Origin of the sequence: Streptomyces sp. BBFR25 (assembly GCF_044590125.1) — a bacterium.
Lineage (GTDB): Bacteria > Actinomycetota > Actinomycetes > Streptomycetales > Streptomycetaceae > Streptomyces > Streptomyces canus_D.
Map to the genome: position 1 here is coordinate 6,620,885 of NZ_CP172447.1, position 20,659 is coordinate 6,641,543.

Genomic DNA, 20,659 nt, shown 5'->3' on the forward strand with positions numbered 1-20,659 from the left:
CGGATGCCGATGAATCCGCGATTTCCTGCGCGGATCGCCATTCACGGAACGGCTTTCGAGGCGTACTGTCTGCATCGGACCGACCATGGGGAAGTAAGCACGTACATGAATGAAATAAGTACGCGGGGCCGGAGAGCGGCAGGCACCTCGGCGCTGGCGGCGCGGGCCCTCGAACTGATCGCCTCCGGCCGGGCGACCTCCCGGGCCCAGCTCGCCGAGCTGCTCGACGCCGCGGCCTCCAGCGTCTCGGTGGCCGTGGCCCAGCTCGTGGAGCACGGCCTCGTCGCCGAGGAGGGGACCCAGTCCTCCACCGGCGGACGCCCGCGCAAGGTGCTCAGGCTCGGCGGCCAGGACGAGTTCGCCGTCGCCGCCGACCTGGGCGGCAGGCACGCCCGCGTCGGAGTGGTCCTGCCGGGCGGCGAGCTGCGCGACGTCTCCACCGTGCCGCTGGTGATCGCCGACGGCCCGCAGGCGGCGCTCTCCCGGCTCGCCGCCACCCTGGACGAGTTGGTCGAACGCCACGGCAGGTCACGGCTGCGCGGTGTCGGTCTCTCGCTGCCCGGCCCGGTCGACACCGCCACCGGGCGCGTCGTGCAGCCCTCCCGCATGCCCGGCTGGAACCGCTTCCCCGTCGAGTCCTGGCTCCGGGAGCGCTTCGCGGTCCCGGCCGTCGCCGACAACGACGCCAACTGCATGGCCGTCGGCGAGCACACCGCCCGCAAGGGACGCCACCAACAGGTGATCATGGTGAAGACGGGGACCGCGATCGGCGCCGCCGCCCTCGTCGACGGCCGGCTCTACCGCGGCGGCACGGGCGCGGCCGGGGAGATCACCCACATCCGCATCGCCCGCGGCGGCGGCGTGCCCTGTTCCTGCGGCAACACCGACTGCCTGGAGACGGTCGCTTCCGGCGCCGCCCTGGTCCGGGTGCTGCGCGACGAGGGCGTCGACGTGACCACCGCCGAGGACGTGGTGCGGCTGGCCACCGACGCGCACCCGGAGGCCAACCGGGCGGTGCGCAGGGCCGGGGACTACCTCGGCCAGGTGCTCGCCGCCAACGTCAACTTCTTCAACCCGGACGCCGTCTACCTGGGCGGCATCCTCTCCACCGTCGAGCCGTTCGTCGCCGCCGTCCGCAGCCAGCTCTACGAGAGCTGCCACCCGCTGGTCACCGAACACCTCGCCATCGAGCGCGCCGTCCTCGGCGCCGACGCCGGCCTCCTGGGCGCCGGGCAGTTCGCCCTCCAGCGGGCCCTGGCCCAGGCCCTGCGCCGGGTCGGCGGGGCGGAGCTGGACCCGGACCGGTTCCAGGCCCCCACTCCCTGAGCCCACCTCACCCCACCGCACCTCCCGCACCACCCGCACGAACGAGGAGCCATGTCGCACCCCAGCACCGCCACCGCCACCAGCACCCCGACCCCCTCCCGCCGTCCCGTCATCGCCATCGCCGGCCTCGGCATCGAGTCGTCCACCTTCTCGCCCGCCCGCACCCAGGCCCCCGCCTTCCACCCCTCCCGCGGCCAGGAAGTACTGGACCGCTACCCCTTCCTGGCCGTCGGCGAGGAACTGCGCGAGGCGGCCGACTGGCACGGCGCCCTGGTCGGCAAGTCGCTGCCCGGCGGCACCGTCACCGCCGCGGCCTGGGAGGAACTCACCGGGGAACTCCTCACCCGGCTCGCCGCGCTGCCCGCGCTGGACGGCCTGTGGTTCGACATCCACGGCGCCATGACCGTCGAGGGCATCGACGACGCCGAGGCCCTGCTCCTGGAGAAGGTGCGCTCGGTCGTCGGCGACGGCGTGATCGTCTCCACCTCCATGGACCTGCACGGCAACGTCTCCCGCGCCCTCGTCCACCGCAGCGACCTGATCACCTGCTACCGGATGGCCCCGCACGAGGACCACATGGAGACCAAGGAGCGCGCGGTACGGAACCTGCTGGCGCACCTCGCCTCCGGCGCCCCCCGCCCGCTGAAGGCGTGGGTGCCCGTCCCCGTCCTGCTGGCCGGTGAGCAGACCTCCACCCGGATCGAACCCGCGAAGAGCGTGTACGGCGCCGTTCCCGGGGTCGAGGCGGCGGACGGCGTGATCGACGCGGCGATCTGGGTCGGTTACGCCTGGGCGGACGAGCCCCGCAACCGGGCCGCGGTCGTCGTCACCGGGCACGACGAGCAGGCGGTGTCCGCGGGCGCCGAACGGCTGGCCCGCGGCTTCTGGGAAGCCCGCCACGACTTCGACTTCGTCGCCCCCACCGGCACCTTCGACGACATCCTGGACGAGGCCCTGGCGGGCGAGAAGCGCCCGTACTACGTCAGCGACACCGGCGACAACCCGACCGCGGGCGGCGCCGGTGACGTGACCTGGGGCCTGACCCGGCTGCTGGCCCGCCCCGAGTTCCAGAAGGAGGACGGGCCGACCGTCCTGTACGCCTCCGTGCCGGGCCCCGAGGCCGTGCGGCACGCCGCCGCGGCGGGCGTCGGAGCCACCGTGACGGTGACGGCGGGCGCCGAGGTGGACGACCGGCACGCCGGTCCCGTCACCCTGACCGGCGTCGTGCACGCCGTCCGGCACGGGGACCGCGACGCCCGGACCGAGGTGGTGATACGCGTCGGCAGCGCGTACGTGATCCTCACCGAGCTGCGCAAGCCCTACCACCACGAGCACGACTTCACCGGCCTCGACCTCGACCCGCGCGGCGCCGACATCGTCATCGTGAAGATCGGCTACCTGGAACCCGAGCTGTTCGCGATGGCCGCCGACTGGAAGATGGCCCTCACCCCGGGCGGTGTCGACCAGGACCTCGTCCGGCTCGGCCACCACCGCATCCGCCGGCCCCTGTTCCCCTTCGACGCCGCCATGGCCGACCCGGACCTGACCGCCCGCCTGATCCCCGCCGCCGACCAGCCGCTGACCGGGGCCGACGAGTGAGCGCCCGCCCCGGCCTGGAGATCGCGGTCGTGTCCCCGGCCGGTGCCCGCACCGCCCGCGAGCACGGGGCGGACCGCGTCGAACTGTGCACCGGACTCGAACTGGGCGGCCTGACCCCCTCGACCGCGGCGGTCGAGGCGTCCGTCGCGTCCGGGCCGCCCGTCCACGTCCTGGTCCGCTGCCGCCCCGGCGACTTCGTCTACGACGACGAGGAGGTCGCCCTGATGGCCGCCGAGGTGCGCGCCGCCCTGCGCGCGGGTGCCCGCGGCGTCGTCGTCGGGGCGCTGACCCCGGACGGCGCTCTCGACACGGACGCCCTCGCCGCGTTCGTGCGCGCTGCGCGGGACACCGACCCCGCCGCGCAGGTCACGCTGCACCGGGCGGTGGACCAGGCGAGCGACCCGGTGGCCGCCGTCGCGGCGCTGCCGGGGCTCGGCATCACCCGCGTCCTGACCTCCGGCGGGGCGCCCACCGCGATCGGCGGCAGCGCCGTACTCACCGCGATGGCCGCCGCGGCCCCCGGCGTCGACGTGGCCGCCGGCGGCGGAGTGCGGCCCGGCGACATCGCCGGTCTGCTGGCGGCGGGCGCCACCTCGGTGCACCTGTCCGCCAAGTCCCGGGCCACGCCCCGCCGCGCGGCCGGCTGGGTACCCCTCGGTGCCGGGGGCACCTCCGCCGCCGACGACACCCACTTCGTCACCGACGCGACCGTCGTCGCGGAGGCGAGGAGAGCGCTGGACGCGGCGCCCGGACGCCGGGAGGGGGCCGGGAACGCCCCTCGGTGAACGGTCCGCGGCCCGTGACACCGATGGGCCCGCGGCACGCCTTGATCGTGCCGGACCCGGTGTGGCACCGCCCCCGGTCCGACACCGTTCCCGGCGTAACCTGGCTCGCGTGTACGCGGAACGGGTGTCACGGCTGACCGGTGCCGTGGTGTGGACCAACACCCCGTCCGGGTCCGGCCCCGGACGGGTCCTGCCCGACGGCTGCATGGACCTGCTCTGGTACGACGGCCGGCTCCTGGTCGCGGGCCCCGACACCCGCGCCCACGTCACCGACGGCGCCCCGGGCACCTGGGCGGGCGTCCGCTTCTACCCGGGCACCGCTCCCGCTCTGCTGGGCGTGCCCGCAGACGCGCTGCGCGACCGGCGCGTCGACCTCACCGACCTCTGGCCGGCCACCCGCGCACGGCGCCTGGCCGCCCGGGTTAACGCGGCTCCCGACCCGGCGACCGGCCTGGAGGAGGCCGCCCTGTCCCGCGCCGCCGAGACCGGGCCGCCCGACCCGCTGCTGCGCCGGATCGTCGCCGCCCTCGACGCGGGCCGCCCGGTCGCCGCGACGGCCGACGCGCTCGGTGTCGGAGCCCGCGCGCTGCACCGCCGCTCCCTGGCGGCCTTCGGCTACGGCCCCAAGACGCTGGCCCGCGTCCTGCGGCTGCAACGCGCCCTCGCCCTGGCCCGGGAGGGCACGCCCCTCGCCGAGACGGCCGCCAGGACCGGCTTCGCGGACCAGGCACACCTGGCCCGGGACGTACGCGACCTGACGGGCCTGCCGCCCGGTGAGCTGCTGCGCGGCTAGTTCTCGGACTGCGTCGCCCCGCTGCTCGTCAGCAGCAGTGACTTGCCGACCGTGGTGCGCGCGGCCAGCGCGCGGTGGGCTTCGGCGGCCCGCTCCAGCGGGTAGGTGGCGCCGATCGCCGGACGCAGGCGGCCCTCGGCGGCACGCTCCAGCACCAGCCCCAGCAGTTCCCGGACCGTCTCCTGGTCCGGCGGGCCGTCCAGGAGCGGCATCAGCAGCCGTACGCCCCGGCGCGCGGCCGTCTCGCGGTCCGGGGCGGCGAAGCCGTCGGCGGTGCCGTAGGTGACGAACCGTCCGCCGTCCGCGAGCGCGTCGACGGCGGCCGAACCGAGCGCCCCGCCCGCACCGTCGTAGACGAGCGCGGCACCACCGCCGGTCGCCTCGCGCACCCGCTCGATCCAGTCCGCCCGGGTGTAGTCGACGACCACCTCGGCACCCAGCTCGCGGGCCAGGGCCCGCTTGGCGTCGCTGGAGGCGGCGGCCACCACCCGGGCTCCGGCGTCGACGGCCAACTGCACCAGCAGCGTGCCCGCCCCGCCGGCCGCCGCCGAGACCAGCACCCACTCCCCGTCGCGCGGCGCTCCCCGCCGGTGCAGGTCGAGGGCGGTCACACCGTCGTGCACCAGTGCGGCCGCCGTCGCGGTGGCCAGCCCGTCCGGGATCGGCATGATCTCGCCCTCCTCGGCGACGATCCGTTCCGCGTAGCCGACGCCGGTTCGTACGGTCACCCGGCGGCCGATCCAGGCCGGGTCCACGCCCTCACCGACAGCCAGCACCTCGCCCGCACCGCCGCCGCCCGGCACGTACGGCAGTGTCCGCGGGAAGATGTCCTGGCCCCAGCCACCGCGCAGCAGGGTGTCCAGGAAGATGACGTCGGCCGCGGCCATGCCGACGACGACCTGGCCGGGGCCGGGCACCGGATCGGGCAGGACCACCGGGGTGAGCACCTCGGGAGCGCCGAACGAGGCCACTTGGATCGCACGCATGAGCCGAACCCTTCGCCGGAGACAACGTTCCGCTCAGCCTCCGACCTCAAGTTTGGTCGAGGTCAAGTCAGCGGCGCGAACAGGTCGACGCCGTGGCCGTCCGGGTCGTTGACGACGGCGTACCGCTGTCCCCAGGGCGCGTCCCAGGGCTCCCGCTCGCCGTGGCAGCCCGCGCCGGTCAGCTCCGCGTAGCGGGCGTCCACCTCCGCGGGCGTGTCGCACAGCAGGGCGAGGGAGTGCCGCCCGCCCCCGGCCGGCGGCTGCCACCCGGGGGTGAAGGAACGGACGGAGTCCTCGGTGTCCAGGAGCAGCCGGATGCCGCCCGGCAGTCCGGCCTCGGCGTGCGGCTGTCCTTCGGAGCCCTCGGGGAAGGCGAAGCCGAGCCGGCGGTAGAAGGTCACGGAGGCGGCCATGTCGGAGACGATGAGGCCGATGGCGTCGAATCGTGCGGTCATGGGGTCACCGTAGGCGCGGCGCGCGACCCCGGTCTTGAAGAAAACGGACACCCGGCCGCCCGCGCCTCAGAGACTCCTCAAGTCCGTTGCACGGCACGGGGCGTCCCGTCGATCATGGCCGCATGTTCGGACGACTCGCCCCACCGGAACTCAACGTCCTCGTCCTGCGCGACACGGACGTCGTCGCCCACCGCGTCCGTCAGGCGCTCGCCGAGGCGACGCCCGAGGAACGGCCCGGACTGGAGCGCGCCGCCGCCCTGATCGAGCAGGCCGCCGCGGAGCCCGACGCGGCCCTGCTCGCCCGCTGGGTGCACGAACGCCTCGCCGCGGCCGGTCACGAGGGTCCCGTCGACTCCGTCCGGGCGGTCAAGACGCTGCGCGAGGCGGCCCCCGGACTCAGCCTGCGCCAGGCCGTGAAGCTGACGAAGGACGCCGCCGCCCACCAGCCCTAGATCCAGGGAGACCGCCCCGGTGGAACATCTGTACGGCAGGATGGCCGCATGATTCGTCGCGCGCGTGTCCTGCCGGTGCTGGTGCTGGCCCCGCTGCTGCTCACCGCCTGCGGCTCCGAGAAGGCGGGCGACCCCGGCCCGTCCGCCTCTGCCTCCGCCGCCGGTCCGGCCGCGGCCCCCGGCACCGGCGAACTCGCCTCCCGCGCCCAGGCGATGGGCGTGGCCCCCGAGCTGGTCTACGTCACCGAGGCCCCCGGCTTCACCCTCGCCCAGCAGTCCGTGGGCGTCCTCGGCGACGACGGCTTCTCCGCCACGTGGGTCGACCGCGACACCAACGCGCTGCTGCGCCTGGCCGTCGACCGGGGCACCCTCACCGCCGACACCTGCCCCGAGCAGCCCGTCGGCGACATGTCCGGCGAGCACACCACCTGCGCGCGCGACGGCGGCGCCTGGTACCGCACCGGTGCCGGACGCCACGAGTACGCGCTGCCCGAGGAGGGGCACGTCGTGCGCGTGTCCGCCGAGACCGACGCCGTACCGCGCGACGTCCTGCGCGCGGCCGCCCTCGCCGCCCACCGCCCCGACGCCGCCGAGACCGACCGCCTCCTGCCCTCCGCCGAGCCCGCGCCCACCACGCCGGTCGAGCGCGGCGACCTGCCCCCGTTCGGCGACGGCGCCCCCGACAACCACGTGGACGTGGGCGGCTGACCCGGCTCCTACGCCGTGAAGGCCGCCACCGTGTCCAGTCCGGCCTGCCGCAGCGTCCGGTGGACGGACGGGCGGGCACCCCGCACGGTGAGGGAGACCGGCTCCGGCGCCCGGGTCACCGTCCGCAGCAGCGCGTAGGCGCAGGCCAGGTCTATGTGCTCCAGGCCGCTCATGTCCAGGGTCCAGATCCCGGGCTCCCGCAGCCGCGGGTCCAGCAGCAGCTCCTCCAGCACGCCCAGGGCGTGGGCGTCCAGGTCCCCGGCGAAGGCCAGCACCGCGTGCCGCCCGTCGGCTTCGGCGATCCTCACGGGTGCGTCCGTCACGACAGCCTCCTCGGTGGCGCGGTGCGTCCATCGCGTGCGTGGTCTCCATTGTCCCCCAGCCGCGACCGCGGCGGCGTCCCGGAATAGATCCGTCTGGCCCGGCGCTGTGCCTTGAGCGGTACGAGAGTGCGGCGAAGGGCTGGTGGGCGCATGCGGTCAGGCCAGACGAACCCCGTGGTCAGGACGGTTCACGGCGCGGTACGCGGCAGGTACGAGCACGGCGTCGCGGTGTTCCGCGGCATCCCCTACGCGGCGCCTCCCTTCGGACCGGGCCGCTTCCGCCCGCCCCTGCCTCCCGAACCCTGGGACGGCGTCCGCGACGCGGGCTCCTTCGGCCCCACGGCCCCGAAACCGCCGTACTCCGAGGCCTTCGCCCGGTACCTCTCCGATCCGGTGATCCCCGGCGACGACTGCCTCAACCTCAACGTCTGGACCCCCGAGCCCGGCCCCGGCGCCCGCCTGCCGGTCCTGGTCTGGCTGCACGGCGGCGCGCTGACCAGGGGGTCCTCCGCCGTACCGGTCTACGACGGCAGCACCTTCGCCCGGGACGGCGTCGTCTGCGTGTCGATCAACTACCGACTGGGTGTGGAGGGCTACGGACTGTTCCCGGACGCCCCCGCCAACGCGGGCCTGCGCGACCAGATCGCCGCCCTCCAGTGGGTGCGGGACTCCATCGCGGCCTTCGGCGGCGACCCCGACCGGGTCACCGTCGCCGGCCAGTCCGCGGGCGCCATCAGCACCGGCGCGCTCCTCGCCGCACCGCGGGCCCAGGGCCTGTTCCGGCGGGCCGTGCTCCAGAGCGGCGCGCCCGAGGCCACCGACCGCGACAAGGTGCGGCGCATGGTCCGCCGTATGGCCGCCCGCCTGAAGATTCCCGCCACCGCCGAGGCCTTCGCCGCCGCCGACCGGGGCCAGCTGCTGCGGGCCCAGGCCGAGGTGGGCAGATTCAGCAGCCCCGTACTCGGCGGCCCCGGTTTCGGCCTCGTCGTCGACGGCGACGTCCTGCCCCGCGACCCGCTGGAGGCCCTCGTCGACGGCGACGCGGCACCGGGCGTCGACCTCCTGATGGGCTGGACCCGCGACGAGTACCGGCTCTGGCTGGTCCCCGGCGGCCTCCTCGAACGCGTCGACCGGCTCGGCGCGGTGGCCCTCGCGGGCGCCCGCACCCGCTGCCACTGCGGCAACGAGGTCGTGCGCGGCTACCGCGCGCTGCGCCCCGGCGCGGGGACCGCCGAGACCGTGGGCCAGCTGGTCACCGACCACCTGCTGCGCATCCCGATGCACCGCCTGGCCGACGCGCGGCCCGCCTCCTCGCACGTCTACGAGTTCGCCTGGCCGTCCAGCCTGCCCGACCTCGGCGCCTGCCACGCCCTGGAGCTGGGCTTCGTCTTCGACTCCGGCGACGGCCCCGCCGCACGCAGGCTCGCGGGCGAGGGCGCGCCGCAGGAGCTGGCCGACGCGATGCACGGGGCGTGGGTGCGGTTCGTGGAGTCCGGCGACCCCGGGTGGGAGGCGTGGGACGCCGCGCATCCCGTCCGGGTCTTCGGCGACGGCGCCCCGCGTACGGCCTACGGCCCGCTCGACGCCGAGTACGACCTGTGGAAGGCCGACGTCACCGCGCCGCGAGGAACGCGGCCCAGGCGTCTGGTCCGACGGTGAGGTGTCCCTGCGGGGCTTTGGAGTCGCGGATGTGGATTGCGGTGGGTTCTTGGGCGACCTCGACGCACTCGCCGCCCTCGCTGCCGCTGTAACTCGACTTGCTCCACTGGTGAGCTACTTCCACGCAGTTGCCGCCTTCGCTCCCGCTGTAGCTGGACCTGTGCCATTCGTAGGCGACTTCGATGCAGTTGCCGCCGTCGCTTCCGCTGTAGCTCGACTTGAACCATCGAAGTGCGCTGCCGCTCATCGGTCTCCTAGCAGACGGTCCAGAAAATCCCTCGAGTCCTCAGGGGTGAGGGCCTGTGACCGCAGCATCGCACACCTCTGCGTGAGGATCGCTACCTCGTCCGGAGCAGCGATCAGTTGGCTGCCCCGTTGCGTTTCCGTGTAGGCGAGCCGTTGGTGATCTGGTGTCTCCAGCAGCACGAAAGGCCCGTCCAGAGCCGCATGGGCGGTGCGTGCCAGCGGCAGGACTTGAACTGCGAGGTTGGGTAGTTCGCAGCACTCTCGCAGATGGCGCACCTGTTGCAGGAACACCGCTTTGCCGCCCAAGTGGTCCCGCAGCACTGCCTCCCAGATGACGAAACAAGTGATGGGCGGGTCCTTGCGGTGGAAGAGAGCCTGGCGCTCGACACGAGCCGCCACGTGACGTTCGACCTCGTCCTCCTCAAGGGCGGGAATGCGGCTACGGAACACGGCTCGGGCGTAGCCCTCGGTCTGAAGCAGCCCTGGCAACACCTGGTTCTCGTAGGAGGAGATGACGATGGCCTCCCGCTCCCTGTCCAGATACTCCTCCGCCCACAGCGGGACCAGATCCACCTCCGGCATCTTGCTCAGCGCGATCGACAACGCCCCCTTGGTCCCCAGGAGTTCGTCGAGCTGCTCGGCGAGATCCGGCTTCAGCGGGCGGCGGCCCTGTTCGATCGAGGCGATCTGCTGCTCGCCGATGACGAAGCGCTCGCCCAGAGACCGTTGGGTGTGTCCGGCGGCCTGCCGGTAGAGGGCGAGCAGCGCCCCCACCATCTTCATCGCGGAGGCGTTCCTCCGTGTCGTCGTGCCCATGAGGTCGAACTCCCCACCCGCGCGCGTACGTTCACCATCGCGCACCCGTACAGACCGGATGTACGGCCATGTGCACTGTCCCATCATGACCACGGAGCGTGACCCTCGTCCCGTGAACAACGAAACTCCACCCCCGTCCCCACGTGAGCGCTTCTACCGCCGGGAGCGCCGGTCCGTCCCCGCCGCGCGGGCGTTCGCGAGGCAGGCACTGGCCGACTGGGGTGTGCGCGGGCGCGCGGACGACGTGGTGCTGTGCGTCAGTGAACTGGCGACCAACGCCCTGCTGCACGGCGTACCGCCGGGCCGGGGCTTCCTGCTGCGGCTGTGGCCGTTGCCCTGCGGGGACGGCGTACGCGTCGAGGTCCACGACAGCGGGGGCGGCGTACCGGCCGTACCGCTGGAGCCCGGCGGCTCGGACGAGGGCGGGCGCGGGCTGCTGCTGGTGTCGGAGCTGGCGGACAAGTGGGGCGTGACGGAGCGGGAGCCCGGCAAGGTCGTGTGGTTCGAGTGTGTCGTCCCGGCGGACTGACGGGGCACACCCGCCTGCCCTCGGGGGCCTTCACCGGATCTCCACGCTCCGTCACCTGCGACGGGTCAGGCCCAGCAGCCGTTCACGGTCGCGGCGAGGCCGTCCATGGCGTCCTTGATGTCGCTCGGGGCGGCCGTCGAGTTGTTCTCGATGAAGGAGAAGATCCGCCAGTCGCCGTCGTCGGTCCGCGTGACACCGCTCAGGGCGACGGCACCGGTGAGCGTGCCGGTCTTGGCGTGCACCTTGCCGACGGCGCACTGGGAGTTGGGGTCGTCGAAGCGTCCCCACTCCGGGCCGAGGCTGGCCCCGGCCTCGCCCGCGACGGGCAGTCCCTCCAGGATCGAACCCAGGGCGGGGGACTCCGTGATGGCGTCGAGGAGCTGCGCGAGCGTCGTGGCCGGGATGCGGTCGGCGCGGGAGAGGCCGCTGCCGTCGTGCATCTCGAAGTTGTCCAGGGAGATGCCGTACGAGCTGAGCACCTGGCGGACCAGCTCGACACCGCCCTCGAAGGTGGCCGGCTTGCCCAGCTCCACGGCGGTCATCCGCAGCAGGGTCTCGGCGATGTTGTTGTCGCTGGTCTTGAGCATCTGCTTGACGATGTCCGACAGCGGCGCCGACTTGTGCTGCGCCACCGGCACGTCGGACTGCTTCGCCGTCTGGCGGCCCACCTCGCCGGTGACGGTGATGCCCTGCGCGGCGAGCTTCTTCGCGAAGACCTTGCCCGCGTCGATCGAGGTGTCCTGGACGGCGGCACCGTCGACGACGAGGGAACGGACCGGCGCGACCTCGGTGGGGTAGTAGCCCTCGTTCCAGCCCTCGGCGAGGCTCGGGTCGGCGAACAGGCTGTCGTCCACCCGGACCTGGACGTCGGTCCGGCCCGCCGCCCGGAGCCCGTCGGCGGCGGTCTTGGCCAGCTCGGCCACGTCCTCGCTCGTGAGGGTGCGGTCACCGCCGCCGACGAGGGTGAGGGTGCCCTCGCCGTACACGACCTTGGTGGTGAACTCGTGGTTCGCGCCCAGCAGCGTCAGGGCCGTGGTGGCCGTGGCGAGCTTGGCGTTGGAGGCCGGCATGAGGGCGGTGGAGCCGTTGTGGTCCCACAGGGCGGTGTCCGAGTCGGCGTCGAGCACGACGCCGCTGACGTCCGTGCCCAGGCGCTTGTCCGCGAGGCGCTCGTTGAGGTTCTCGACCAGCTGCGCGTCGTCGGCGGCGAGGTCGTCGACCGAGACGCCCTGGGTCTGCGGGGTGGCCTCGTCGGCGGCGAAGGCGGAGGTCCCGGCCAGCGTGGCGGAGGCCACCGGCACGGCCATCGCGAGCACGAGGGCCCGGCGCGCGCCGATGCGGCTCACTCTCGCCTTGCGGTGCCTGCGCCGTCCGCCCGGGGCGAAGGTGTTCGTGGGGGTTTCGTCTGGCGTACCAGTCATGAAGTGAAATCCAAAGATCGGTTACTTCTTCTGTGGGGGTGAAGCGGTGGGCACGCTACCAGCCGTCATATGAAGGGCTGGGACGAAAATTGACAGGGTGTGAATGTCTTGCGACCGAATGACGGCACGGCCGTCCGAGTGCTTTCGTGAAAGCGGATTTCCCGGTGCCGAACGCGTGATTGCGTTGCCCTTCAGTTCCCCTGGACGCGGGACTTCGGGGCAGCGCCCCGCCACCGGGCGCGCAGCACCGTGCCACCGGCCGCCGCCAGACCCACCACCACCCCGGCGGCGATCACCCGGCCCAGCCCCGAGCCGGTCCCGGACACCGGAACGGCCGCCGCCGCCGCGACCACACCCGCCCCCACGCAGGCCGCGACCGCCTCGCCCCACACCCGGGCCGGTCCGCGCCCCCACCGCCACGGCCAGGTCTCGCTGGTCACCAGGTAGGCGACCAACAGCCCGACCACGCAGGCGCCCTCCCACCAGGCCGGTTCCTCGAAGGCCGCGATCACCACGACGCCCCCGGCCAGCAGCGTCGTCCGGTGGCGCAGCAGCCGGTAGGACCACCAGACGGCCTCCACCGACGGCCGCCGGTCCAGCGAGGGCGCGGCCCACAGCGCGAAGGCGACGGCGCAGACGAACGGCACCGCATCCCCGGCGGTCCCCACCGTCGCCCACGGCCGCCACGCCGTCACGACGGCCGCCGCCCCCAGCACCCGCACCGGCACCGTGCCGATCCAGTAGCCGACGTACTCACGGAGGCCGACCCGCGTGTCCGGCGTCGTCATCGCGCCCGCCCCCTTCCGCCGACCCGCCCCGCCAGCAGCGGCGCCAGCGCCAGATCCAGTGACTCGCCCTCGGTGTGCCGCAGCACCGGCACACCGCTGTCGCGCAGCGCGAACCGCATCGCGTCCCGCTCCGCGCGCCACAGCCGCAGCCCCAACTCGCCCGCCACGTCCCCCGGTTCCACCACCGGGTCGCCGCTCGGAATCTCCACGACGACCGGGCGGCGCCCGCGCGCCTGGAGATCGCGCAGCACCTGAAGGATCCGGGCGTCGCTGAGCGGGGTGAACACGTACACCAGAGCACCTTCGGGGAGCGCGGGCGGCGGAAGCCGCTCAAGACCGTCGCCGCCGAAGGAGCGGTCCTTGCGGACGTCGAGGACGCTCTCCACGATGCGGTAGAACGCCGCGTCCCCGGTGCCCGGCGCCAGCCACCGGGTGGTGCCGCCGGTCGAGACGACCCCCACCCGGTCGTGGGTGCGCAGATAGGCCCGGGTGAGTCCGGCGGCGGCCCGTACCGTCTCGTCCAGGGACGACAGCCCGGTCACCGGGTCGACCACGTCGCCGAAGGCGTCGATCAGCATCACCGTGTCGGCGGCCCGCTCGGCCGCGAACCGGTGCAGCTGCACGGACCCGCGCCGGGTCGTCGAGGGCCAGTGGATGCGCCGCTGCCGCTCCCCGGGGACCCACGGCCCCACGCCGATGACCTCCACGCCCTCCCCGGACTGCGGCGAGGCGTGCTCGCCGAGCCGCTGCGGCAGCCGTACCGGGATCGGTGTGAACCGGGCCTGCGTGGCGCGCGGGAACACGGACACCTCGACCGCCTCGACGCGCACGGTGCGGCGCACGGTGCCGCCGGGGTCGTACACGTCGACGTCCACCGGCCCGAGCGACCAGCGGCCCCAGTGCAGCGCCGTGTGGCGCAGCGTCACCGTGGACGGGCCGACGACGACCTCGTCGAGCCGCAGTCCGGGCCCGAGCGTGACCCCGGGGTCGAGGCGCACGGCGTCGCCGTCGTGGGCCACCGCGATGCGGACGGTGACCGTGTCGCCCTCGAAGCAGCGCCCCGGCTCGACGGTCGTGGACGTCTCGACGCGGCGGGGGTGGGCGCGGGGCAGCGCGAGCGCGAGCAGTACCAGCGGTGCCGCCGCGAGCGCCAGCAGCCACGCCCGGCCGGTGAGCAGCGCGGCGGCCAGCGCCACGACGGCGACGGTCAGCAGCCGCAGGGTGCGCTCGCTCGGACGCGGACCGCCGGGCGGCGGGGGCGGCGGCTGCGTCGGGGCGGTGCGTCCCTCCAGGGCGCGGACCACCGCCGCGCTCGGCCGGGGCGCGGGGGCCGGTCGCGGTGCGGACGCCGGTCGCGGTGCGGGCGCGGTCACGACGGGACGGCGGCCGTACGCCGCGTCGTGGGCGTACCGACGCCGTCGACCACCTCGCGCAGCACGTCGTCCGTGGACATCTCGCGCACCCACAACTCCGGCCGCAGCGAGACCCGGTGGGCGAGCGCGGGCACCGCGAGACCCTTGATGTCCTCCGGGACCACGTAGTCGCGGCCGTCCAGCACGGCGCGGGCGCGGGCGAGCTGGACCAGGGCGAGCCCGCCGCGCGGCGAGGCACCGATGCTGATCTGGGGGTGCTCGCGGGTCGCGCCGACGAGCGCGACGGCGTACTCCAGCAGGTCGTCGTCGATCTCCACCCGCTCCACGACGGCCCGCCACGCCACGACATCCTCCGGCCCAGCGAGCCGTTCGAGCACGGCCTCCGGCGCGGCCCGGTCGATGCGGGCGCGCAGCATCGCCAGCTCCTCCCGCGCGGTCAGATACCCCATCCGCACCCGCAGCTGGAACCGGTCGAGCTGCGCCTCGGGCAGCGAGTACGTGCCCTCGTACTCCACCGGGTTGGCCGTCGCGATCACCAGGAACGGGTCGGCCAGCGGCCGTGTCTCGCCGTCCACCGTCACCTGCGACTCGGCCATCGCCTCCAGCAGCGCGGCCTGGGTCTTCGGCGGCGTCCGGTTGATCTCGTCGGCGAGCAGCAGGTGCGTGAAGATCGGCCCCGGGTGGAACACCATCTCGCCGGTGCGCCGGTCGTACAGCGGCGTCCCGGTGACGTCGGAGGGCAGCAGGTCGGGCGTGAACTGGATCCGGCGGAAGTCCAGGCCGAGCGTGGTGGCGAAGGACCGCGCCAGGAGCGTCTTGCCGAGCCCCGGCAGGTCCTCGACGAGGACGTGGCCGCCGGCCAGCACGCCCAGCATCACGAGTTCGAGCGCGTCCGACTTGCCGACGACGGCACGGCCGATCTCGCGCAGTACGGCACCGGCCTGCTCGCCGACCTGCTCGGCGGTGCGGAGCCGGTTCGTGGAGGGAGTCGTCACGTCGCTTGGTCCTTACCGGTACGTGGGCTGCGGGGGCGGGTGCTACGGGTGCGGGCACTGGGGACGCGCGTGCTGGGGGCGCGGGGCGCGCCGAGCGCTTCGAGCCGGTCGACGAGGCGGCGCAGTACGTCGACGGGGACCTCGCCGTCGGGTCCGGTGCCCGGTGGCACGGGACCGAGCCACGGCCACAGCTCGGGGCCGATCAACTCCGCGGCACGCTCGGGCTGGTGCTCCAGGGACACGTGATGGTGCTCGGCGAGCGCGGCGGCGTACAGGTGGCGCAGCTCGGTCCGCAGCACCGCACGGTAGTAGAGGGCGCCGTCGGGTCCGGTGGACGTGCCCACGTTGCGGCGCCACTCGCCCATGCCCGGGGCCCGCGTCCGCAGCAGCCGCACCTCGTCCCGGTACGCGGAGTCCAGGGCGCCCGCCCCGGCGACGTACCGGGCGGCGAGCAGGGCCACGGCGGCGAGCAGGGCCACGAGGGCGCCGGCCGCCTCGGCGCCGTCGAGGAGCAGGACCAGCAGGACGCCCGAACCGGCGACCGCTGCGCCGAGCAGCCCGAGCCGGGGCAGCGTGAGCATGTCCTCTCCCGAGGTCTTCGCCACAAAACGGTTCATCGCCCGGCCTCCGGTCCCGGGACGTCCGGGGTGCCGTCCCGGTCGCCCGCGCGGTCGCCGAGCAGGAACGCGATCTCCTCCAGGGAGTCCGCCGCGGCCCGGCGGTGCGAGGCGTCCATCGGGTGCGAGGAGTAACGGGCCTCGCGGAAGAGCGCGGTGAGACGGGGCGCGGCCCCACCCGGCGCGAAGCCCGCGTCGACGGCGCGGGAGAGCAGGTCGGCGGGGCTGTCGGAGGCGTGCCGGGGCACACCGGACGCGGCGAGGGCGTCCTCCATGGCGGCGTAGCAGGCGATGACGGCCGCCCGGGCGTCCTCGCCGGTGTCGGCCAGGGCGCGGCGGCCCGAGTGCACGGCGGACAGGAGCAGCCGCGCGTCGTCGTCGCCCGGCGCGGCGCCCGCGAGGCCGGGACGCTGCGGCACCCGCAGCCCGAACCGGCGCAGCCGCCGCACCACGGCCACCACCACGAGTACGACGGCCACCGCGGCCAGCAGCGCGAGCACGAGGTACAGCGGCAGGGAGGAATGGTCCGTCGAACCCTGCCGCCCCTGGGGCGGGGGAGTGGCGAGGGTCGGCACGGGCATCGGGTCCGTCGCACGCGGCAGGGGCGGTCCCGACGTGCTGTCCCCGGTGGAGAACCGGTGCAGGACCAGGGCGAGGACGCCGACGACGCCCGTCACGGCGAGCAGCAGGGGCGCGGCGGCCTCCCGCAGCCGCTCCTCACCGGGCGGCATCGACACGCGGTCGGCGCCGAAACGGTGGCGAAGGTTCTGGACGACCGTCCAGGCCCCGAACGTCCAGACGACGGACGCCCCGATCGCCACGAAGCCCCAGTGGCCGAGCGGGCCCCTGCCGGAGTGCAGCAACCCCTCCGCGGGCCGCAGCGCGAGCGCGGCGAGGGCCAGCGCCCCGACCACCCCGGCGGCGACCCACGCGGTCGGCGCCGCCCGGTGCGCCGTACGCTCCCCGCGTTCCATGCGTGCCCCCCGCCGAACCCGTCGCCGCCCCCGAACGCCTGTTCACGGCAATCTTGGCACACGCCGCCCGGTCACTCCCGGGCCAGGGCCCGGGCGATCGACGCGATCGTCTCCGGACCCACCCGGCAGCAGCCGCCGACCAGCCGGGCCCCGCGCTCCCGCCAGCCCCGCACCCGCCCGGCCGCGAACGAGGAGCGCCCCCGCCAGCCCCGCGCCCCCGCGTCCCACACCTCCCCGCTGTTGGGATAGGCGACGACCGGCTTGCCGGTGACGCGGGCGGCGGTCTCCACCGCGCCGGACACGTCCTCGGGGGCACAGCAGTTGACGCCCACCGCGACCACCTCCGCCGCGTCGGCGGCCAGGGCGAAGGCCTCCTCCAGCGGCTGCCCGGCGCGGGTGCGGTCCCCGGCCACCGTGTACGACAGCCAGGCGGGCACGCCCAGTCCGCGCACCGCCCGCAGCAGCGCCGCCGCCTCGTCGGTGTCCGGGACGGTCTCCAGCGCGAGGACGTCGGGCCGTGCGGCCGCCAGCACCTCCAGGCGGGGACGGTGGAACCGCTCCAGCTCACCCGCGCCGAGGCCGTACCGTCCCCGGTACTCCGAGCCGTCCGCGAGCATCGCCCCGTACGGGCCCGCCGACGCCGCCACCCACAGACGGCGCCCCGGCCGGCCCGCCCGCGCCCGGCGGGCGGCCTCCCGCGCCGACTCCACGCTGAGCGCGAGCAGTTCGGCGGCCCGCTCCCGCCCGATGCCGCGCCGGGCGAAGCCCTCGAAGGTGGCCTGGTAGCTGGAGGTGATCGCCACGTCCGCGCCCGCCTCGTAGTAGGCGAGGTGGGCCCGGGTGAGCGCCTCGGGGTCCTCGGCGAGCAGCCGGGCCGACCACAGCGCGTCGCCCAGGTCGTGCCCGGCCGCCTCCAGCTCGTTGGACAGCCCGCCGTCGAGCACGAGCGGGCCGGAGGCGAGGGCGTCGGCGAAGTCGCTGGTCATACGTCCGAGGCTACGACGCGCCCACCCGCCGAGGGGCCTTGTCCCCCGTGCGAGCTACAGGCAGGTGTCCACCGTGAGGTGACGATCCCGGGCCGCCGGATCCGTAGCGTCCGGTGCAGCCCGCGGCACTTCCGTCCCGGGCCCGAGGAAGGAGTTCCCGTGAGGTTCGTCTGGCAGTTCCTGGCCGTGCTGGCGGCGTACGCCGTCGGTGGCATCGCCATCAACGCGGTGAAGGACAACGACTGGCTCTCCCTGGTCGTCGGCCTCACGGCGGCGGCGCTGATTCTGTTCGTGTACGGGTGGGTGGTGCGACGGACCGAGCGCAGGCAGGCCCTGGACGTGGCCCTGGAGGGCGCGGGCGCCAAGCTCGGCTGGGGGACGCTGATCGGTGTGGGGATGTTCTCCGCCGTCATCGTGAACCTCTACGCCTCCGGGCACTACGAGGTCGACGGGCTGGGCTCGGTGCAGGGCGCGATCGGGCTGGTCGGCTTCATGGCCGGGGCCGCCGCGACGGAGGAGGTCGTGTACCGCGGGGTGCTGTTCCGGATCATCGAGGAGCACATCGGCACCTACCTCGCGCTGGGGCTGACCGGCCTGGTGTTCGGGCTCTCGCACCTGCTCAACGAGGACGCCACCCTGTGGGGCGCCGTCGCCATCGCCATCGAGGCCGGGTTCATGCTCGCCGCCGTGTACGCCGCCACCCGCAACCTGTGGCTGACCATCGGCGTGCACTTCGGCTGGAACTTCGCCGCGGGCGGCGTCTTCAGCACCGTCGTCTCCGGCAACGGCGACAGCGAGGGACTGCTGGACGCCACGATGTCGGGCCCGAAGCTGCTCACCGGTGGCGACTTCGGACCGGAGGGCAGCGTGTACTCGGTGGGCTTCGGGGTGCTGCTGACGCTGGTGTTCCTGTGGCTGGCGCACCGGCGCGGGAACATCGTGCCGTTCGGTGCCCGACGCCGTGCCGCGAGCGTCAACTCCGCCGTTACACTTCCCCGGTGATCGATCGCCGACGGGTCCTGGAGCGGTGGCGCCGACTCGACGTCACGGCCCGGGACCTCCCGTTCGGGGTGCTGCTCCTCGTCGCGTCGCTCCTGCCGGAGCTGCGCGGTCAGGGCACGGAGATCGGCGGCCTGCCGACCCGTCCCGCCGACGCGCTGGCCGGGGTGGCGGCCGTCCTGCAGTCCATCCCCCTGGCCGTGCGCAGGCGGTGGACCCTCGTCTGCCTCGCCCTGGTCTCGCTCGGCTTCGCCCTCGACCAACTGCGCGGCTACCACCTGTTCGCGGGCGCCGCGCTCCCCATCGTGCTGATCAACGCGGGCTCCCACCAGGAGAAGTACCGGCGTGCCACACAGGTCGCCGCCACCCTGGCGTACGTGGCCATGGCCGTCGGCCTGAACGCGCGCGGCGGCGACGAGACGCTGGTCGAATACGTGACGTTCTACCTGATCCTCGCCCTGGCGTGGGGCGTCGGAGCCTGGATGCGCTCGGCCCGCGCCGCGGAGGCGGAACGCCGCAGCCGGGTCGCCGAGGACGCCCGCAACGCCGAACGCACCCGCATCGCCCGCGAGTTGCACGACGTGGTGACCCACCACGTGACGGCGATGGTCGTGCAGTCGGAGGCGGCCCGGTACCTGACCGCCGCGCCCGAGCGGCTCGACGAGTCACTGGCCGCCGTCAGCGACACCGGGCGGCGGGCCATCACCGACCTGCGGCACCTGCTCGACCTCCTCAACCCCGACCACGGCACCGCCGAGCCCAGGACACCGCCCGTCGGCCGGGTGCTCACGCTGGTCGAGCAGACCCGCCGGGCCGGGCAGCCGGTGGAGTTCACCGAGGAGGGCACCCCGGCGGCGGCGACCGGCAGCTCCGACCTCGTGGCCTACCGTGTCGTGCAGGAGGCGCTGACCAACGCCCTCAAGTACGACCACGGCGGCAAAACCTCCGTCCTGGTGCGCCACGGAGAACGGGAGATCACGGTGGAGGTGGGCACGGACGGCTCCGGCACGGGGGCCGCGTCCCCCGGCGGCAGCGGGCGGGGACTGGCGGGGCTGCGGGAGCGGGTCGACGTGCTGGGCGGCGAGTTCAGCGCGGGCCGGGCGAAGGACGGCGGCTTCGTCGTCCGGGCCCGGATACCCGGGGGGAGCGGGGGGAGCACGTCATGAGCGCACCGGTCCGGGTCGTGATCTGCGACGACCAGGCACTGATCCGCACCGGTCTGTCGACCATCGTCGACGCCCAGCCCGACCTGGAGGTGGTCGGCGAGTGCGGGGACGGGCGGACCGGCGTCGACCTGGCCCGCGAACTGCGCCCGGACGTCGTGGTGATGGACATCCGCATGCCGGTGCTCGACGGCCTGGAGGCCACCCGCCTGCTGGCCGGTGCCGGGGTGGAGCACCCCGTCAAGGTGCTCGTGGTGACGACGTTCAACCTCGACGAGTACGTCTACGAGGCACTGCGCGCGGGCGCCAGCGGCTTCCTGCTCAAGGACGCGCCGCCGGACCGGCTGCTGCACGGCATCCGCACCGTGGCCATGGGCGCGGCCCTGCTCGACCCCGACGTGACGCGCCGCCTCGTCGGCCGGTACGCGGCCCGGATCCGCCCCGCCGAGGGCACCGTCCGGGACATCCCGCTCACCCCCCGGGAGATGGAGGTCCTGCGCCTGATCGCGGACGGCCTGTCCAACAGCGAGATCGCCGCGGCCCTGGTGATCAGCCCCGAGACCGTCAAGACCTTCGTCTCCCGCATCCTCACCAAACTCGACCTGCGCGACCGCGTCCAGGCGGTCGTCTTCGCCTACCGCCACGGGCTGGTGACCTGAGGTCCGG

At 74.5% G+C, this 20,659-nt stretch carries 23 protein-coding genes; 11 read left to right on the plus strand and 12 right to left on the minus strand.

The genetic code is table 11. From position 1 onward, the window contains the following. Positions 1-105: 105 nt before the first annotated feature. From ACGH52_RS30155 to ACGH52_RS30170, 4 genes are all read left to right on the plus strand, one after another. Positions 106-1,326 (plus strand): ROK family protein, encoded by a 1,221-nt coding sequence (locus ACGH52_RS30155; RefSeq protein WP_059298386.1) that lies wholly within the window; start codon positions 106-108, stop codon positions 1,324-1,326. Positions 1,327-1,377: 51 nt separating this feature from the next. After that, positions 1,378-2,925 (plus strand): M81 family metallopeptidase, encoded by a 1,548-nt coding sequence (locus tag ACGH52_RS30160; protein ID WP_210974604.1) that lies wholly within the window; start codon positions 1,378-1,380, stop codon positions 2,923-2,925. Continuing rightward, the gene (locus ACGH52_RS30165; protein WP_121701766.1) at positions 2,922-3,710 is read left to right on the plus strand and encodes a copper homeostasis protein CutC; all 789 of its coding nucleotides are present in this window, start codon (positions 2,922-2,924) and stop codon (positions 3,708-3,710) included. The genes ACGH52_RS30160 and ACGH52_RS30165 overlap by 4 nt, the downstream gene beginning before the upstream one ends. A 109-nt stretch (positions 3,711-3,819) precedes the next feature. Further along, entirely contained in the window at positions 3,820-4,503 is a 684-nt protein-coding gene (locus tag ACGH52_RS30170; RefSeq protein ID WP_059298392.1) for a helix-turn-helix transcriptional regulator, read from the plus strand. On the opposite strand, the gene ACGH52_RS30175 is transcribed toward ACGH52_RS30170, so the two are convergent. After that, positions 4,500-5,489, minus strand: coding sequence for a zinc-binding dehydrogenase (locus tag ACGH52_RS30175; protein ID WP_193777565.1), 990 nt, complete (start codon positions 5,487-5,489; stop codon positions 4,500-4,502). The genes ACGH52_RS30170 and ACGH52_RS30175 overlap by 4 nt on opposite strands. A gap of 62 nt (positions 5,490-5,551) precedes the next feature. Continuing rightward, a complete protein-coding gene (locus ACGH52_RS30180) occupies positions 5,552-5,944 on the minus strand; it encodes a VOC family protein (protein WP_076976933.1) in 393 nt (130 codons plus the stop codon). A gap of 122 nt (positions 5,945-6,066) precedes the next feature. On the opposite strand from ACGH52_RS30180, the gene ACGH52_RS30185 reads away from it, so the two are divergent. Both ACGH52_RS30185 and ACGH52_RS30190 read left to right on the plus strand, forming a co-directional pair. Further along, positions 6,067-6,396, plus strand: coding sequence for a hypothetical protein (locus ACGH52_RS30185; protein WP_059298397.1), 330 nt, complete (start codon positions 6,067-6,069; stop codon positions 6,394-6,396). A gap of 48 nt (positions 6,397-6,444) precedes the next feature. Further along, positions 6,445-7,104, plus strand: a complete 660-nt coding sequence (locus ACGH52_RS30190) for a hypothetical protein (protein ID WP_076976878.1) — start codon at positions 6,445-6,447, stop codon at positions 7,102-7,104. An 8-nt stretch (positions 7,105-7,112) separates the two neighbouring features. Here the strand turns inward: ACGH52_RS30190 and ACGH52_RS30195 are convergent, their stop codons facing one another. Further along, positions 7,113-7,427, minus strand: coding sequence for an STAS domain-containing protein (locus ACGH52_RS30195; RefSeq protein ID WP_059298400.1), 315 nt, complete (start codon positions 7,425-7,427; stop codon positions 7,113-7,115). A 150-nt stretch (positions 7,428-7,577) separates the two neighbouring features. Here ACGH52_RS30195 and ACGH52_RS30200 point away from each other — a divergent pair, with 150 nt between their 5' ends. Beyond that, complete coding sequence (locus ACGH52_RS30200) at positions 7,578-9,086, plus strand: carboxylesterase/lipase family protein (protein WP_399943842.1); 1,509 nt, start codon at positions 7,578-7,580, stop codon at positions 9,084-9,086. Here ACGH52_RS30200 and ACGH52_RS30205 read toward each other — a convergent pair. Both ACGH52_RS30205 and ACGH52_RS30210 read right to left on the minus strand, forming a co-directional pair. Then, positions 9,040-9,333, minus strand: coding sequence for a DUF397 domain-containing protein (locus ACGH52_RS30205; RefSeq protein WP_121701768.1), 294 nt, complete (start codon positions 9,331-9,333; stop codon positions 9,040-9,042). The two genes, ACGH52_RS30200 and ACGH52_RS30205, sit on opposite strands and share 47 nt — an antisense overlap. After that, complete coding sequence (locus tag ACGH52_RS30210; RefSeq protein ID WP_171987458.1) at positions 9,330-10,148, minus strand: helix-turn-helix transcriptional regulator; 819 nt, start codon at positions 10,146-10,148, stop codon at positions 9,330-9,332. The genes ACGH52_RS30205 and ACGH52_RS30210 overlap by 4 nt, the downstream gene beginning before the upstream one ends. 112 nt (positions 10,149-10,260) lie before the next feature. On the opposite strand from ACGH52_RS30210, the gene ACGH52_RS30215 reads away from it, so the two are divergent. Continuing rightward, positions 10,261-10,677: an ATP-binding protein gene (locus ACGH52_RS30215; protein ID WP_308293460.1), complete on the plus strand. Its 417-nt coding sequence runs from the start codon at positions 10,261-10,263 to the stop codon at positions 10,675-10,677. Positions 10,678-10,742: 65 nt separating this feature from the next. Here ACGH52_RS30215 and dacB read toward each other — a convergent pair whose 3' ends face one another. The 7 genes from dacB to mmuM form a co-directional block, all read right to left on the minus strand. Continuing rightward, entirely contained in the window at positions 10,743-12,098 is a 1,356-nt protein-coding gene (gene dacB, locus ACGH52_RS30220) for a D-alanyl-D-alanine carboxypeptidase/D-alanyl-D-alanine-endopeptidase (protein WP_121701770.1), read from the minus strand. A gap of 191 nt (positions 12,099-12,289) precedes the next feature. Beyond that, positions 12,290-12,886 (minus strand): hypothetical protein, encoded by a 597-nt coding sequence (locus ACGH52_RS30225; protein WP_399943847.1) that lies wholly within the window; start codon positions 12,884-12,886, stop codon positions 12,290-12,292. Beyond that, positions 12,883-14,259, minus strand: coding sequence for a DUF58 domain-containing protein (locus ACGH52_RS30230; protein ID WP_399943850.1), 1,377 nt, complete (start codon positions 14,257-14,259; stop codon positions 12,883-12,885). The genes ACGH52_RS30225 and ACGH52_RS30230 overlap by 4 nt, the downstream gene beginning before the upstream one ends. Next, the gene (locus ACGH52_RS30235) at positions 14,256-15,254 is read right to left on the minus strand and encodes a MoxR family ATPase (protein ID WP_076976885.1); all 999 of its coding nucleotides are present in this window, start codon (positions 15,252-15,254) and stop codon (positions 14,256-14,258) included. Before ACGH52_RS30235 ends, ACGH52_RS30230 begins: the two co-directional genes overlap by 4 nt. Then, a complete protein-coding gene (locus tag ACGH52_RS30240; protein WP_399943853.1) occupies positions 15,251-15,871 on the minus strand; it encodes a hypothetical protein in 621 nt (206 codons plus the stop codon). The genes ACGH52_RS30235 and ACGH52_RS30240 overlap by 4 nt, the downstream gene beginning before the upstream one ends. After that, entirely contained in the window at positions 15,868-16,845 is a 978-nt protein-coding gene (locus ACGH52_RS30245) for a DUF4129 domain-containing protein (RefSeq protein ID WP_247699750.1), read from the minus strand. Before ACGH52_RS30245 ends, ACGH52_RS30240 begins: the two co-directional genes overlap by 4 nt. A 71-nt stretch (positions 16,846-16,916) precedes the next feature. Continuing rightward, positions 16,917-17,831, minus strand: a complete 915-nt coding sequence (mmuM, locus tag ACGH52_RS30250; RefSeq protein ID WP_361466147.1) for a homocysteine S-methyltransferase — start codon at positions 17,829-17,831, stop codon at positions 16,917-16,919. 159 nt (positions 17,832-17,990) lie between these two features. Between mmuM and ACGH52_RS30255 the strand changes: the two genes are divergently transcribed. The 3 genes from ACGH52_RS30255 to ACGH52_RS30265 are packed head-to-tail and all read left to right on the plus strand — an operon-like array spanning position 17,991 to position 20,652. Continuing rightward, complete coding sequence (locus ACGH52_RS30255) at positions 17,991-18,833, plus strand: CPBP family intramembrane glutamic endopeptidase (RefSeq protein WP_059298421.1); 843 nt, start codon at positions 17,991-17,993, stop codon at positions 18,831-18,833. Continuing rightward, positions 18,830-19,996 carry a histidine kinase gene (locus ACGH52_RS30260; protein WP_361466144.1) on the plus strand — a complete coding sequence of 389 codons (1,167 nt, stop codon included), beginning with the start codon at positions 18,830-18,832 and terminating at the stop codon, positions 19,994-19,996. The genes ACGH52_RS30255 and ACGH52_RS30260 overlap by 4 nt, the downstream gene beginning before the upstream one ends. After that, a complete protein-coding gene (locus ACGH52_RS30265) occupies positions 19,993-20,652 on the plus strand; it encodes a response regulator transcription factor (RefSeq protein ID WP_059298426.1) in 660 nt (219 codons plus the stop codon). Before ACGH52_RS30260 ends, ACGH52_RS30265 begins: the two co-directional genes overlap by 4 nt. Positions 20,653-20,659: the final 7 nt, after the last annotated feature.